Annotated in this window: 11 protein-coding genes; 2 read left to right on the top strand and 9 right to left on the bottom strand. The window is 71.7% G+C overall.

Annotated features, from left to right (window positions below; translation table 11 throughout):
- Positions 1–102 precede the first annotated feature (102 nt).
- Together ACFVUY_RS08050 and ACFVUY_RS08045 are read right to left on the bottom strand one after the other, a co-directional pair.
- Positions 103–2,163, bottom strand: a complete 2,061-nt coding sequence (locus ACFVUY_RS08050; RefSeq protein WP_387728173.1) for a phosphocholine-specific phospholipase C — start codon at positions 2,161–2,163, stop codon at positions 103–105.
- A 395-nt stretch (positions 2,164–2,558) separates the two neighbouring features.
- A complete protein-coding gene (locus ACFVUY_RS08045) occupies positions 2,559–3,524 on the bottom strand; it encodes a LuxR C-terminal-related transcriptional regulator (RefSeq protein ID WP_387690045.1) in 966 nt (321 codons plus the stop codon).
- 290 nt (positions 3,525–3,814) lie between these two features.
- Between ACFVUY_RS08045 and ACFVUY_RS08040 the strand changes: the two genes are divergently transcribed.
- Complete coding sequence (locus ACFVUY_RS08040; RefSeq protein ID WP_387690043.1) at positions 3,815–5,059, top strand: hypothetical protein; 1,245 nt, start codon at positions 3,815–3,817, stop codon at positions 5,057–5,059.
- Here ACFVUY_RS08040 and ACFVUY_RS08035 read toward each other — a convergent pair.
- The 6 genes from ACFVUY_RS08035 to ACFVUY_RS08010 all read right to left on the bottom strand — a co-directional run bounded on the left by ACFVUY_RS08035 (position 5,037) and on the right by ACFVUY_RS08010 (position 9,130).
- Positions 5,037–5,246: a DUF3050 domain-containing protein gene (locus ACFVUY_RS08035; protein ID WP_387728171.1), complete on the bottom strand. Its 210-nt coding sequence runs from the start codon at positions 5,244–5,246 to the stop codon at positions 5,037–5,039. The two genes, ACFVUY_RS08040 and ACFVUY_RS08035, sit on opposite strands and share 23 nt — an antisense overlap.
- A gap of 27 nt (positions 5,247–5,273) precedes the next feature.
- Positions 5,274–5,933, bottom strand: coding sequence for a response regulator (locus ACFVUY_RS08030; protein ID WP_387728169.1), 660 nt, complete (start codon positions 5,931–5,933; stop codon positions 5,274–5,276).
- On the bottom strand, positions 5,930–7,138 hold the full coding sequence (locus tag ACFVUY_RS08025) for a sensor histidine kinase (RefSeq protein ID WP_387728230.1): 1,209 nt from the start codon (positions 7,136–7,138) through the stop codon (positions 5,930–5,932). The genes ACFVUY_RS08030 and ACFVUY_RS08025 overlap by 4 nt, the downstream gene beginning before the upstream one ends.
- Positions 7,138–7,971, bottom strand: coding sequence for a CPBP family intramembrane glutamic endopeptidase (locus tag ACFVUY_RS08020; RefSeq protein ID WP_387728167.1), 834 nt, complete (start codon positions 7,969–7,971; stop codon positions 7,138–7,140). The genes ACFVUY_RS08025 and ACFVUY_RS08020 overlap by 1 nt, the downstream gene beginning before the upstream one ends.
- Positions 7,972–8,069: 98 nt before the next feature.
- Positions 8,070–8,276 carry a hypothetical protein gene (locus ACFVUY_RS08015; RefSeq protein ID WP_387728228.1) on the bottom strand — a complete coding sequence of 69 codons (207 nt, stop codon included), beginning with the start codon at positions 8,274–8,276 and terminating at the stop codon, positions 8,070–8,072.
- Positions 8,277–8,458: 182 nt separating this feature from the next.
- Positions 8,459–9,130, bottom strand: a complete 672-nt coding sequence (locus tag ACFVUY_RS08010; RefSeq protein WP_387690034.1) for a TetR/AcrR family transcriptional regulator — start codon at positions 9,128–9,130, stop codon at positions 8,459–8,461.
- 140 nt (positions 9,131–9,270) lie between these two features.
- On the opposite strand from ACFVUY_RS08010, the gene ACFVUY_RS08005 reads away from it, so the two are divergent.
- Positions 9,271–11,520 carry an MMPL family transporter gene (locus ACFVUY_RS08005; RefSeq protein WP_387728165.1) on the top strand — a complete coding sequence of 750 codons (2,250 nt, stop codon included), beginning with the start codon at positions 9,271–9,273 and terminating at the stop codon, positions 11,518–11,520.
- 103 nt (positions 11,521–11,623) lie between these two features.
- Here ACFVUY_RS08005 and ACFVUY_RS08000 read toward each other — a convergent pair whose 3' ends face one another.
- Positions 11,624–14,104 (bottom strand): FHA domain-containing protein, encoded by a 2,481-nt coding sequence (locus ACFVUY_RS08000; protein WP_387728163.1) that lies wholly within the window; start codon positions 14,102–14,104, stop codon positions 11,624–11,626.
- Positions 14,105–14,263 lie beyond the last annotated feature (159 nt).

Genomic DNA, 14,263 nt, shown 5'->3' with positions numbered 1-14,263 from the left:
TTCCGCCGGCCTCCGCCGGACAGCCGCCCGCCGTCCGAGGAGGGCCCGCACAGCGCCGCCCCGGGCACCAGCGTGCCCGGGGCGGCGCTGTGCGCGGTGCCGTCAGTAGGTGACGATGCCCGGGTCGGAGAGGCCGGGGGCGCCGGTCTCGACGTGGCCGGCCAGGCGGCGCACGAAGTCGGCGGTCGCACCCGAAGTGACGGTCACGTCGTACCAGTTGCGGCAGGAGCTCAGGTCGACGGTGCACGTGACGGTCGCGCCCCGGCGGACGGTGAGGGCCTGCGGCGTGCCGCCGTAGGCGTTGGTGAGGGTCAGCACGACGTCCGCGGCGCCCGCGTTGGTGAGGGTGAGGTCCAGGTCGCCGGTGGTCGCGTTGTGGCGGGCGGTGACCTCGGGCCCGGCCGTCTTGCCGGGGTTGCGGAAGCGGCGCAGGAAGCCGTTGGGGCCGAACACGGTGAGGTCCGTGACGCCCTTGGAGTACGTGGTGTTCCAGGCGTCCGCGATCGTCCGGCCCGCCTCCGTGGTGTACGTCCACGGACCGTCGGTGCGGTTGGGCGAGGTCACCAGGAACTGGGCGCCCGCCGCCGCGCCCGCGCTGAAGGTGAGACGGTACTTGCCCGCGGCGGTGTCGGCCGCCCCGTCCACGTACGGCGCGTACGCCAGCGGGCGGGTGGGCTTCGCGCCCGCCTCCTGCTTCGGCATGGTGCCGGTGGCGGGCGGGGTGGGCACGTAGTCCGGGTGGCGGTTGCGGTCCGCCGGGGCGTAGCCGGCCGTCGAGGGAAGCGCCGCCGCGGCCGTGTTCGACGCGGTGAAGTCGAAGGCGGAGGTCAGGTCGCCGCAGATGGCGCGCCGCCAGGGCGAGATGTTGGGCTCCTGGACGCCGAAGCGGCGCTCCATGAAGCGGATGATCGAGGTGTGGTCGAAGGTCTCCGAGCAGCTGTAGCCGCCGGTGCTCCAGGGCGACACGACCAGCATCGGGACCCGCTGGCCGAGCCCGTACGGTCCGGCCGAGTAGCCGATGCCGCCGCCGAAGTAGTCGGCGGTGGTCGCCACCGTCGACAGGCCCTGCGAGGCGGAGGACGGCGGGAACGGCGGCACGACGTGGTCGAAGAAGCCGTCGTTCTCGTCATAGGTGATGAACAGCGCCGTCCTGGCCCACACCTCGGGGTTGGACGTCAGCGCGTCCAGCACCTGGGAGACGTACCAGGCACCGTAGTTGGCGGGCCAGTTGGGGTGCTCGGTGAAGGCCTCGGGGGCGGCGATCCAGGAGATCTTCGGCAGGGTGCCGGCCTGCACGTCGCGCCGCAGGTGGTCGAACAGGCCGTCGCCGGCCTTGGCGTTGGTGCCGGTGCGGGCCTTGTCGTACAGCGGGTCGCCCGGCTTGGCGTTGCGGTAGTTGTTGAAGTAGAGCAGCGAGTTGTCGCCGTAGTTCCCGCGGTACGCGTCGCCGATCCAGCCCCACGAACCGGCCGCGTCCAGCCCGTCGCCGACGTCCTGGTAGATCTTCCAGGAGACCCCGGCCTTCTCCAGCCGCTCGGGGTAGGTCGTCCAGCTGTAGCCGGCCTCCTGGTTGCCGAGGACCGGGCCGTTGCCGGCGACCCCGTTGCCGGTGCAGCCCGTCCACATGTAGTAGCGGTTCGGGTCGGTGGAGCCGATGAACGAGCAGTGGTAGGCGTCGCAGATGGTGAACGCGTCGGCGAGCGCGTAGTGGAAGGGGATGTCCTGGCGGGTCAGGTAGGCCATCGTGGTGGCCGTCTTGGCGGGTACCCACTGGTCGTACTTGCCGCTGTTGAAGGCCTTGTGGCCGCCGGCCCAGTCGTGGTTGAGGTCCTGGACGAACTGCATCCCGAGGTCGCTGACCTGGGGCCGGAACGGCAGCACCTCCCGCTTGAGGCCGTCCGTCTGGTGCCACACCGAGCTGCCGCTCGGCAGGGTGACCGGGCGGGGGTCGCCGAAGCCCCGGACGCCCTTCAGCGCCCCGAAGTAGTGGTCGAACGAACGGTTCTCCTGCATCAGCACGACGATGTGCTCGACGTCCTGAAGGGTGCCGGTGCTCCCCTGCGGGGCGATGGACGCGGCGCGCGCGATGCTCTGCGACAGCGACGAGAACGCGACGGTGGCACCGGCGAGTTGGAGGAAGCGACGACGATTCAGCTCTGCCATGGGTGGATTGACCTCAGCATGTCAGGAGGGTGGAGGACGGCGCCCCCAAGGACAGCGCGCGCGGGGTACCAACCGGCGGCCCGTTCATGACCGGCCGCCGTACGGCAGACGAACGCATCAAGTTGTACGGACAAGGTGTGAAGGCGAGGCCATGACCGACCGCCGGCTCCACGACGCCGACGTGGACGACGAGGCCGACACGCCGGCGGTAGCCCTCGGCCCGTCGAACAGCCTGTCATTCCATCCGTGACGGTACTCTGCCAAGTCGTCGAGGAGAAGGTCGGCGAGCCGACCGGAGGTACGAACCGGTGACGGGCGGCGCCGGCCGAAGCGCCGCCGCGTCACGGCGCGCGCTGCCCCGGCCCAGAACCAGCCGCGACGAATCTGAGCCGGGCTCAGAGCCAGCCGCGACGGCTCGCCTGGACGCCGAGCTGGAAGCGGGTCCGCGCGCCGAGGAGCTCCTGGAGACGGGTGATGCGGCGGGCCACCGTCCGCTCGCTGACGCCGAGTTCGCGGGCGATCGACTCGTCGGTCAGGCCACCGCTGAGACAGGCGAGGAGCCGCCGGTTCTCGGCGGTGGCAGTCGTCGCGAGATCGTCCCCCGTCTCGGCGGCGGGCAGCGGGACGGCGATCTGCCAGAACGACTCGAAGATGCCGATCAGCGCGTCAAGGAGGTCCGACCGCTGCACGAGGATGTGGTGGCGGCGGTCCCAGTCGCTCGCGGGGGGACACACCAGGGCGAAGCGGTCGTCGCACACGGCCATGTTCAGCGGAACGTCGGGAAAGACCCGTGCTCGCTCGCCGAGTTCCACGGAGGTCCGGACCGCCGCCCTGGCGGCCCGGTCGCGCAGGACATGGGATCCGTAGACGACCGAACACGTGACGCCGCGCGCCAGGGCGTCCCGACTTCCCGGGGCCAGGGTGTTGGACTGCGCCGATCGGCCGGTGTAGCCGATGGTCAGGGCGCGGATCTGCTCGGTGGCCTCGTCGTAGAGCCGCCGGACGAGTGCGCTGCGGGCCGCTGCCGTCCGGGCGATCTCGATGTAGTCGGCTCCTCCGACGTGGTGGTCGCGCCAGAAGCGGGACAGCTCCTCGATGCCGCTGCGCAGCGCGGCGAGTTCTCTGCTGCGACTCTCCACCACCGCGTCGAGGGCAGCCCGCGGGGGGCGGGCGACCAGCTGCGGTCCGTCCGGTTCCACCAGGCCGAGCCCGGTCAGTTCGCCGATCGCGGTGCTCATGGCACGCGAGCTCACGCTCAGGGCGCTCGCCAGTTCGGGCATCGCCGCCGGGCCGCGCTCGACGAGGGCGAGGTAGGCATTCTCGGCCGTTTTGCTGATATCTATACCAACAATCGAATGCATATGCCAATTCTCGCACGCACGGTCCCAGCCGGGCGAGTGCCGTCGGACACAGCGCCCCGCGTCCGTTTCAGCACAGTGGGCGCGGTCGTCCGGTGCTCACCGAGGACGTGGTGGTCCGGTGCTCTCCGAGGACGCGTGGGACCTGTCTGCTTCCTGCCATGCCGGATTTCGACACAGCGAACTCTTCAGTAACAGATCTGTTCCTCGCAAACTCTGCATACGGCACGGCCGACCGTTCCCCCCCTTCGCCGGAAACCCCCATGTCGTCTCGCATATCTAGGAGTTCACTCGTGAAGAAGACCCTCGCCTGGGCCGTCACCGTGGTGACCGCGGCGACCTGCACCCTCGGTGCCGCCCTGCCGGCCGTGGCCTCCGACGCCACGACGCCCCCCGCCGCCACGTCAGCCGCCGTCACCTCCGCCGCCCCCGGCTCCACGTTCGACACCTCCCGCCTGTCCCCGGACCTGAAGGCCCTCGCCGACCAGGCCCTGGCCAAGCTGCCCGCCGACTGGCAGCAGCACCGCGATGCCGCCACGGCCGCATTCGGCATCCACGACACCCAGTGGGCCGCCGTCCGCGACAGCGTCATCAACCCCGGTGACTACCAGTGCGAGAGCAACGCGCTGAGGGACTACCAGCGCACCCTGCTCCAGGGCGCCAACTTCGAGCCGCTCTTCTTCCTCTACTTCCTGGGCGTGTTCGACATGCCCACCTACGACGCGCTGTACTTCGGCAGCGAGTCGAAGTCCAACACCTTCGGCGTCAACGGCGAGTACACCAACGAGCTGACGTCCGAGAGCAAGGACCTGAAGAGGTTCTGGGACATCCACTCCGACGACATCCAGCTCGTGCCGATGCACGGCCGCGAGCTCTTCTCCTCCCCGGAGCGGCTGGCCCCCGTGGTGAGCCTGATGTACGGCATCCCGGAGGAGAACCACGAGGTGGCGCTGGGCCTGGCCTCGCTGATCATCCACGTGATCAACCTCGACCCGGTCCTCCAGGGCGGCGACAACCCGTTCTTCACCCTCAACGCGTTCGCCTTCTCCGAGAAGGGCGCCCCGCACCCGGCGGGCATCGGCGACCGCATCGTCATGGGTGACGGCATCCTGGAGGCCATGCGGGCCATCGGTCTGGGCACCACCGCCCCGCGCGCCATCCTCGCCCACGAGTTCGGCCACCACGTGCAGTACGAGGACGACCTGATCGGCGACCGGGTCGGCACGCCGGAGGGCAGCCGCCGCGTCGAGCTGATGGCGGACGCGTACGGCACCTACTTCCTCACCCACTCGCGCGGCGAGGCCCTCAACGCCAAGCGCCTGCTGGACTCCGAGAAGTCCTTCTACCAGGTCGGCGACTGCGCCTTCTCCAGCCCCGGCCACCACGGCACCCCCAACCAGCGCTTCGCGACCGCCTCGTGGGCCGCCGGCGTGGCAAACGACGCCGCCAACCAGGGCCACATCCTGCCCTCGCTGACGTTCGACGCACTGTTCGAGACGAAGCTCCCGGACCTCGTCAAGCCGGACGCGACGAACTGAGCACCCCGAACGACCGGGTACGGCCCGGCCGGCCGCGAGGCCTGCCGGGCCGGGTGGCCGACCGGGGCGCTGTTGTCGAACAACGCCTCAACTGCAGCTCCACGCAGGCCGGCTGCCGCTGCGGGCACTTGAGCAGTGACATGAAGTCCCGGACCGCGACGACGTGGTACTCGCGGAAGGCCCGCACCCGCTCGACCGGGGACGGAACGCACGGTCAGGCGACCAGGCCGTGGCGGTAGGCATAGACGACGGCCTGGACCCGGTCACGGAGTTGAAGTTTGGTGAGGATGCGGGAGACGAAGGTCTTGACGGTCTCCTGGCTGATGACGAGGGTCGCGGCGATCTCGCGGTTGGAGAGGCCGTCGGCGATGAGGCGGAGAACTTCCAGTTCGCGAGGAGTGAGCGGGAGGTCTCGGTGGGTCTTCTCGGCGGGGCGGATGCGGGCGGCGTAGCGCCCGACGAGGCGGCGTGTCACGTCGGGGTCGAGGAGGGCCGCTCCGGTGGCCACGGTCCGGATGCCGTGGAGCAGTCGGTCCGGAGGGGCGTCCTTGAGGAGGAAGCCGCTGGCGCCGACGCGCAGTGCCTCGTAGACGTATTCGTCCAGGTTGAACGTGGTCACCACGAGGACTTTGGCCGGGTGGGGCACTCCGACGCCGGCCAGCAGGCGGGTGGCTTCGAGGCCGTCGAGGACCGGCATGCGGATGTCCATCACGACGACGTCGGGTCGTACCTTGCGGGCGAGGTCGACCCCGGTCCGTCCGTCTCCGCACTCGCCCGCCACCTCCATGTCGGGCTGGGCACCGATGATGGTGACCAGGCCGGTGCGGACCAGCATCTGGTCGTCGCAGACCAGGACCCGGATCGGTGCGCTCACGAGGTGCCGTCGGCGGGGATGCGTGCCCGGACCGTGAAGCCGCCGTCCGGGCCGCGGCCGGCGCTGAAGTCGCCGCCCAGAACGTCGACGCGCTCGCGCAGGCCCGCCAGGCCCCGTCCGCTGCCGGCGGCGACGGCGGTGGCGGTGGCGGTGGGTGAGCCGGTTCCGTCCGTGCTGACCTCCACGGTGATCTCCCTCTCGCAGCGCTGAACCTGCACGGAAGTGCGGCTGCCGTGAGCGTACTTGAGGGCGTTGGTCAGTGCTTCCTGCACCACCCGGTAGGCGACGAGGTCGGCGCTGCCGGTCGAGGCCGGCGGTGTGCCCCGCTCGGTGAAGTCCACGGGCTGTCCGGCCCGGCGGGTCTGCTCGACGAGCGTGAGGACCCTGCCGACGGCCGGTGTCCTGGCCTGCGTGGCCTCCACCGGGCCGACGCCGTGGTCGGTGCCGCGGTCGGTGCCGTGGCCGGGGTTGAGCAGGTCCAGCAGGTGACGCAGGTCGGTGAGGGCGCGGCGGCCGGTGTCGCTGACAGCGGTCAGGGACTGCTCCAGCCGCTCGGGTGCGGCGGTCAGGTAGCGGGCGGCTTCGGCCTGGATGACCATCGCGGTCACGTGGTGGGTCACCACGTCGTGCAACTCGCGGGCGATGCGGCCGCGTTCGGCAGTACGGGTCTCGGCGGCCACACGCTCGCGGCGTGCGGCCTCCGCGGCCCGCGCGGAACGCAGCCACGCCCCGGCTCCCCAGGCCAGGGCGAGCGCCAGGTAGAACGTCACGAACCCCGTCGCCGTCTCGCCGCCCGAACCGAGCCGGGCGAGCGCGATCGCCAGCGGCACGTACGCCACGGACAGCAGGACCACGGTGGTGCGCCGGCGCTGTTCCAGATGGAAGCCGGCACTGATCAGCGCGACGGGCAGGGCGGTGCCGGCGGCCGAGTGGTAGCCGCACAACTGGTCGATCGCGAATCCGCACGCCACCAGCGCGAGACAGCCGACCGGCCACCGCCGGCGCACCACGAGGGAGAGGCATTCGAGCGCGAGGGCCACGACGGCCAGCGCGTCGAAGGGGCGGGTCGGCAGATCCCCGACCTGCGTCCCGTGGCCGCTCAGACCCGGCAGGAACGACGCGACCAGGAACAGCGTCCCGAGAGGGAGGTCGCGGAGGGTGACGTCGAGCCGGCGCCACACCTGACCGGCCCCCTGAAGGCTCATCACCGGGCGAGTGTAGCCAGGGCGTCGACGCGCTCGGCACGCCGGCGGGGAACGATGTGACCGCGCCGACGGGCCAGCCACAGGAAGACGACCGTGAGCAGCGCGCCGAACAGCGTCGCGTACACGCTGGCCTCCGGGCCGAACTCGCCGCCGGTGATCAGCCTGGCCCCCGACGTCGAGGCGTCCAGTAGTCCGTGCGTGTCGCCGTTGCCCGAGACCTCGGTGCCGAAGATGCCGGACTCCGCGAAGTTCCAGCCGAAGTGCAGGCCGATCGGCAGCCACAGGGAGCGGGTGGCGGCGTACGCGGCGGCGAGCATGCCGCCGGCCTCGATGGCGATGGCGACGCCGCCCAGCAGGGTGGCGTCCTTGTTGAGCAGGTGGGACGCACCGAACACGGTGCCGGACAGGGCCAGCGCGATGTAGGTTCCAAGGCCGCGCTCCACGAGACGGAAGAGCAGGCCGCGGAACATCAGTTCCTCCGTGACGGCGGCGCCCGCCATGAAGCCGACCAGCCCGATCGCCCCGGTCGGCGAGCCGAAGCCGTGGACCTTGTAGCCCCCGAGGAAGTAGATGTTCGCGATGACGGATCCGAACATCGCGACCCCGATCACCAGGCCCCGCAGGAGCGACCCGGGCGCTCCCTCGCGGGCCAGTTCCGTGACCGGGCGCCGCTCGGTACGGCCCACGACCCATCGGTAGACGAGCACCGAGAGCACGACCGTCAAGCTGCCCAGGAGGAGCGAGAGCCACGGGTTGTCCTGGACCGCGGTGGCACTTCGACCGCAGACCGCACCGACCAGGACCACGGCCAGGACCTGCCACACCGGTTTCATGACGACTCCTTCTTCGGTTCCGTTTCCGGTTCCCAGTCCGGCCGCGACCGAGGCGCCGCGGCTGAACTGAACGCTAGGGAAACGGTGATCAGGAATCGTCACCTCACAGGGGACACCTGCACGTAGCTCTCACGGGGGACAGAGCCCCGGTTCCGGCCCGCTACCGCGCCGCGAGCTTCGCCCGGTGGGCGGCGATCAGGTCGCGGTACCAGGCCGAAGCACTGGTGGTAGCCCTCCGCCCGTCCGCGTCGCCCCTCGGCGGCATCCGGCATGTCGGTGCCGTACAGCACCGCCGGTGCACGCAGGACGAGGGAGGACAGCCGGGTCCCGTCGTCGAGGGCGTGCGAGTCACCGATGCGTGCGAGTCACCGAGGAGGCGAGCGGCGAGCACAGGCAGTGGCTCGCCATCGGCCGGGAGTGCGGCCAGGACGGCCAGCGCGGCCCGCGCCGCCCGAGCCATGGCCGTCTGCCGCGCGGGTTGTGGTCATCACCGGTCCACGGCCGGCGACAGGCCTGCGGTGCGCGCGGCGACGCCCGCCTGGACGGCGAAGAGGCGGTCCCGCGCTTGCTGGTCGAGCGCGTGGAAGTGGCCGTGCGCCTCAAGGGTGACGAAGCCGTGCACGGTGGCCCAGGCCAGCATCAGGGCTTCCGCCGCGTCCGGCACCGGCGGGCTGCCGAGCCGGCCGCGTTCGGCCGTGTCGGCGACGAGTTCGACCATGTGCTCCATCGCCCGCCGGCCGGCCGCCACGGTCGGTCCGTCCGGTGGGGCCGCGTACCCGGGCACGGGGGCGCCGAAGATGAGGGCGAAGCGCTCCGGATTCCGCTGCGCCCAGGTGCGGTAGCCGATGCAGGTGGCCATGAAGCGTCCGTCCAGGTCGTCCGGCGGCACGGTCTCGCGGGTCGCCGTCAACGCGTCCGACAGGCTGTCGTACGAGTCGGCGACCAAGGCGGTGAGCAGCTCGTCCCGGTCGGCGAAGTAGCGGTACAGCGCGGGCGGGGTCATCCCCATGCTGCGGGCGATGTCGGTGAAGCGGAGGTTCGCGGCGCCGCGCTCGACGATCAGGCTCAGAGCCGCGCGCTTGATCTCCTCCACCGTGTCGGCGCGCAGGCGCTCACGGCGGCTCCGCCCCCCGCTCCCGTCGGTCGCCCCATCCGTCATCGCCTCTCCATCCGCTCGCCGCGCCAGTCACCGCGTTGACAATCCGTACCCGTCGAGGAAAACGTTACGCTTCGTAAGGCACGTTATGAAGCGTAACGCTTTGCCCGGGGCGGAGCCCCTGACGACGCACGGAGGACCACATGTCCCAGGGACTGCGCGAGGATCGGCGGACAGCCGCCGGGGAGAGCGGGCCGCACAGGCCCGGCCCGCTCGGCCGAATAGCCGGTTGGAGCTTCCGGAACCGGGGCCGCACGGTGCTGCTCTGGCTGCTCGCCGCCGGCGCGGCCTTCGGCCTCTCGGCCGGCCTCGGCGCCAAGTACAGCGCCGACTACACCGCACCCGGCTCGGACTCCAAGCAGGCCCAGCAGCTGCTGGCACGGGACTTCCCCGGGCTGGGCGGTGAATCGATCAGCCTGGTGCTGACCTCGGACGGCAGCGTGACCGACGCCGCTACCCGCGGCCGGGTCGAGGACCTGCTCGCCCGGATGGCCGAGGTGCCGCACGTCAGCGGCATCGACGACCCGTACGGCCCGCGCGGCAAGGTGTCGGCCGACGGCCGCACCGCCCTCGGGCAGATCCACCTGGACGTCGCCGTCGCCCCCGACATGCCCGAGGCGGACACCCAGCGGCTGCTCGACCTCGCCCGCCCCGTCGACGGCGGCCTGCGAGTCCACCTCGGCGGCATGGCGGTCCAGCAGGCCGAGCAGGGCGCGATCGGCTCGGAGGGCATCGGCATCGCGGCCGCCGCCCTGATCCTGGTGATCACCTTCGGCTCGGTCGTGGCCGCCGGCCTGCCGCTGCTCACCGCGCTCGGCGGGCTCGCGGTCAGCAGCGCCCTGCTGCCGGTCCTCGCCGCGATCATGCCGGTCCCGGACTGGTCGACCTCGCTCGCCGCGATGCTGGGCATCGGCGTCGGCATCGACTACGCGCTGCTGCTGGTAACCCGGTTCCGCGAGTGGCGCGCCGAGGGGCTCGAACCCGAGGCCGCCACGGTCGCCGCGCTGGACACCGCGGGCCGCGCGGTCGTGGTCGCCGGAATGACCGTGGTGGTCAGCATGCTCGGACTGTTCGCGATGGGCCTGTCGTTCATGCGCGGCGCCGCGGTCTCGGCGATCCTCTCCGTGTTCGTCGTGATCGCCGCGTCCGCCACGCTCTTCCCCGCCCTGCTCGGCTACCTCGGCCGACACATCGAACGCCTCCGGCTGCCCCGGCGCCGCGCCGCCCGGCGCGAGAGCTCGGTGAGCGCCGGCTGGCTGCGCTGGAGCAGGCTCGTCGAGCGTCACCGCGTCCTCGGTGCCGTCACCGGGGTCCTCGTCCTGCTGGCGCTCGCGGCGCCGTTCCTGGGCGTGCGCTTCGGCTTCCCCGACGCGGGCAACGACCCCGCCGGGCGCTCGAACCGGCTGGCGTACGACGCGGTGGCCGCCGGCTTCGGACCGGGCAGCAACGGACCGCTGGTCCTGGTCGCCGAGTTGGCGCCGGGCACCCCCGCCGAGGCGACGGCCGCGCTGCCCACCGCGCTGAAGGCGGTGCCCGGCGTCACGGCCGTGACCCCTCCGGTGCCCGGCTCCGACGGCCGCTCGCTGCTGCTCACCGTCGTCCCGGACAGCGGTCCGCAGTCCAGCTCCACCAAGACCCTGGTCCGCGACCTCCGCGATCACGTCATCCCGGCTGCGGTCGGCCCCGGCGTCCGGGTGCACGTCGGCGGGGCGACCGCCAGCGCGATCGACAGCACCGACAACATCGCCCGCCGCATCCCGCTGCTGGTCGGCGGCGTGGTCACGGTGTCGATGCTCCTGCTCCTGGTGGCCTTCCGCAGCCTCGCCGTCGCCCTCAAGGCCGCTGTGATGAACCTGCTCTCCGTCGGCGCCGCGTACGGCGTGGTCGCCCTCGTCCTTGAAGGGGGCACCGCCGGCCGGTTGATCGGCATCGACAGCCCCACCCCGCTGCCGGCCTTCGTGCCGGTGCTGACCTTCGCCGTCCTGTTCGGCCTCTCGATGGACTACGAGGTCTTCCTGGTGAGTCGGATGCGGGAGGCCTGGCTTCGCACCGACGACAACGCGGAGTCCATCGTCAGCGGACTGGCGGGCACCGCGCGGGTGATCACCGCGGCGGCGGCCATCATGGTCGCCGTGTTCGCGGCCTTCGTCCCGGCGCCCGACCTGCCGATCAAGGTCATCGGCGTCGGCATGGGGTCGGCCATCCTGATCGACGCCACGCTGGTCCGACTGCTGCTGGTACCGGCCGTGATGCACCTGCTCGGCCGCGGCAACTGGTGGCTGCCGGCCTGGCTCGACCGCCGTCTGCCCCACCTCCACGTCGAAGGACGCACCGAGCTCTACCAGCCGGAGCCCGCCCCCGAGGCCCCCCGCTCCCCGGCGGTGGTCGGCTAGCGGCACCAGCGGACCGCAGGCGCCCCACGACGCCGCGGTCCGCCGGTCACGGCGGAAGGCGGCGACGCAGCGCCCGGATCGGTCCGGCTGACGAGCGGGTCCGTCAGCCGACCTTCCGGGCCCGACGCATGACCGCCGGCTCGGTCCGCCGCAGCAGCCAGTAGACCACCAGGCCGTAGGCCAGGCTGAGCACCAGCAGCATTCCGGTACTCAGCAGCCAGGTCCCCGCGCTGTGCCGGAACAGCGGATCGGCCGCCAGGTTGTTGCCGGGCGAGATGGCGTGCAGATCGACGGTGGCGGCCATCGCCGCCATCGCCCAGCGGGACGGCATCAGCCAGGAGAGCTGTTCGAGTCCCAGCACCCCGTACAGGCGCAGCTGGGTGCCGGTGAAGACGACCTGCACGATGGCCAGCAGCACCAGCAGCGGCATGGTGGCCTCTTCCTTGCCGACCAGCGCCGAGATCAGCAGTCCCAGCATCATTCCGGCGACGGCGAGCAGCGCCATCACGATGACGATCTCGGCGAGCGGCGGCAGGAAGACCCCGCTGCCACCCTCGGGTCTGAGCCGCACTCCCGCCAACGCGACCATGGTGAGCACCACGGCCTGAACCACCGTGACCGTGCCGAGCACCACCACCTTCGAGCAGAGGTACGCCGATCGGGAGAGCCCGACGGCGCGCTCCCGCCGGTAGATCACCCGCTCCTTGACCAGCTCGCGGACCGCGTTGGCGGCACCGGTGAGCACCCCGCCGACGCAGAGGATCAACAGCGCACTGAACACACTGCTGTCGGTGAGCCTGCCGCCGGCCAACGCCCGGGCCAGCACGCCCATCACGAACGGCAGCGCGATCATGATCACCGCGAAGGTGCGGTCGGCGGCCAGTGCGGCGGTGTAGCGGCGCACCAGGGTGCCCAACTGGCGGTCCCAGCGCTGCGGCTGAGGGGGCGGCTCGACCGGTACGGGCCAGGCACGGCGTCGCGCGGGCCGCGGGGACCTCGGGCTGCGCTGCCCGGACGGTGCAGAGGGCACACCACTGCGCCCGGCCGCCCCCGATGGCGGCATTCCGTCCGACTCGGCCGGCCCCGACGGCGCGACCGGGGCTCGGGGCCGTTCCACGGGGTCGATGTACCGGCGGTACGCGGGCGAAGCCCGGTACTCGCCCATCCAGTCGCGGTCCTCCTGGGTCTCGAAGTTCTCGAACACTTGCGGCCACTGCGAGCACCCGAAGTACTCCAGAGCGTCGCCGGGCGGCCCGTAGTACGCGGTGCGACCGCCCGGGGCGAGCATCAGCAGACGGTCACAGAGATCGAGGCTCAGCACGCTGTGCGTCACCACGACGACGGTGCGACCGTCGTCCGCCAGGTCCCGGAGCATCTGCATCACCGAGCGGTCCATCCCCGGGTCCAGGCCGGAGGTCGGCTCGTCGAGGAAGAGCAGCGACGGCTTGGTGAGCAGTTCCAGTGCCACACTGACCCGCTTGCGCTGGCCGCCGGAGAGGCTGGCGACCCGCAGGTCGGCCCGCTTCTCCAGGCCCAGTTCGGCGATCACCTCGTCGACCCGGGCGTTCCGCTCGGCCGCCCCGGTGTCGCCGGGGAAGCGCAGTTCGGCGGCGTAGCCGAGCGCGCGCCGGACGGTCAGCTGAGTGTGCAGGATGTCGTCCTGCGGCACCAAGCCGATCCGGTGGCGCAGTTCGGCGTAGTCGCGGTAGAGGTCGCGACCGTCGTAACGCACCGTGCCACCGTCGGCGGGCCGCAGCCCGGTGAGCGCGTTCAGCAGGGTCGACTTGCCCGAGCCGCTCGGACCGGTGACCGCCAGCAGGCAGTCCAGGCCGACCGGAAAGCTGATCCCGTCGAGCAGCCGGGCGTCGCCGACCGTGACCACCAGATCGGCCACGTCGAGGGTGATGTCGCCGGTGTCGACGAACTCCTGGAGTTCGCCGTCGACCAGGCAGAACTCCGAGTGGCCGATGCCCAGCAGGTCTCCCGGGCCGATCACGGCCTCCACCACCGGTTGACCGTTGAGGTAGGTGCCGTTGTGGCTGTGCAGATCGGTGATCGCGTACCGGCCGTCGGCGGTGGTGTGCAGTTCGGCGTGGTGGCGGGAAACCTCGATGTCGGCCAGGACCAGGTCGTTGTCGGGTGCGCGGCCGATCCGCAGGGTGCGGGCGATCAGCGGATGGATGCCGGTGGGCGGCCGGTACGAGCCGGTGATCGCAGTCAGCGCAGTGGGACGCGGGACGGCTGACTGCTGCGGGGGTGCCAAGGCGAGCTCCACCTCCGGGCCGTCGCCGGGGCTGCCGAACCGGATGACACTGTCGGTGCCGAGGTCACCGAGATCGAGGCGCGAGATCCGGTGGCCCCCGGACCAGGTGCCGTTGTCGCTGTCCAGATCGTCCAGCATCCAGTGTCCGTCGCCGAGGTGCAGCACCGCGTGGTGCCATGACACCCGGGGGTCACTGAGCGGGATCTCGCTGACCGGGTCGCGGCCAACGTGGTACGAGCGGCTCGGGGTGAGGACCCGCGAGCCGCCGGCAGTCGTCATTACCAGGTCCGGCGCAATGGGTGCGACCTGTCGCTCTCCCATGTATTCGACCATAGCCCCTCCGGCCCGCGGAGGGCTTCCACTGGTCGAGGGGCCCGTCGGGCGCCGGGCAGGCACCGCCCCGGTCGGGCCGGCACCACCGTCGCGGGTACCGCACGGGCCGGCCGTCCGGGCCCCGAACGGTGCCCCGCGACGACGTCC

The sequence above is a fragment of the Kitasatospora sp. NPDC058063 genome, assembly GCF_042885395.1.
In the GTDB taxonomy this organism is placed as follows: domain Bacteria; phylum Actinomycetota; class Actinomycetes; order Streptomycetales; family Streptomycetaceae; genus Kitasatospora; species Kitasatospora lactacystinica.
The sequence above is the reverse complement of the archived record's forward strand: the minus strand, read 5'-3'. Positions and strand labels throughout refer to the sequence as shown.

Excerpts from the sequence above, each read along its gene's own strand:
- ACFVUY_RS08050 (WP_387728173.1), bottom strand. The coding sequence starts at position 2,163 with ATGGCAGAGCTGAATCGTCGTCGCTTCCTCCAACTCGCCGGTGCCACC.
- ACFVUY_RS08045 (WP_387690045.1), bottom strand. The coding sequence starts at position 3,524 with ATGCATTCGATTGTTGGTATAGATATCAGCAAAACGGCCGAGAATGCC.
- ACFVUY_RS08025 (WP_387728230.1), bottom strand. The coding sequence starts at position 7,138 with ATGAGCCTTCAGGGGGCCGGTCAGGTGTGGCGCCGGCTCGACGTCACC.
- ACFVUY_RS08020 (WP_387728167.1), bottom strand. The coding sequence starts at position 7,971 with ATGAAACCGGTGTGGCAGGTCCTGGCCGTGGTCCTGGTCGGTGCGGTC.
- ACFVUY_RS08010 (WP_387690034.1), bottom strand. The coding sequence starts at position 9,130 with ATGACGGATGGGGCGACCGACGGGAGCGGGGGGCGGAGCCGCCGTGAG.
- ACFVUY_RS08005 (WP_387728165.1), top strand. The coding sequence starts at position 9,271 with ATGTCCCAGGGACTGCGCGAGGATCGGCGGACAGCCGCCGGGGAGAGC.
- ACFVUY_RS08000 (WP_387728163.1), bottom strand. The coding sequence starts at position 14,104 with ATGGGAGAGCGACAGGTCGCACCCATTGCGCCGGACCTGGTAATGACG.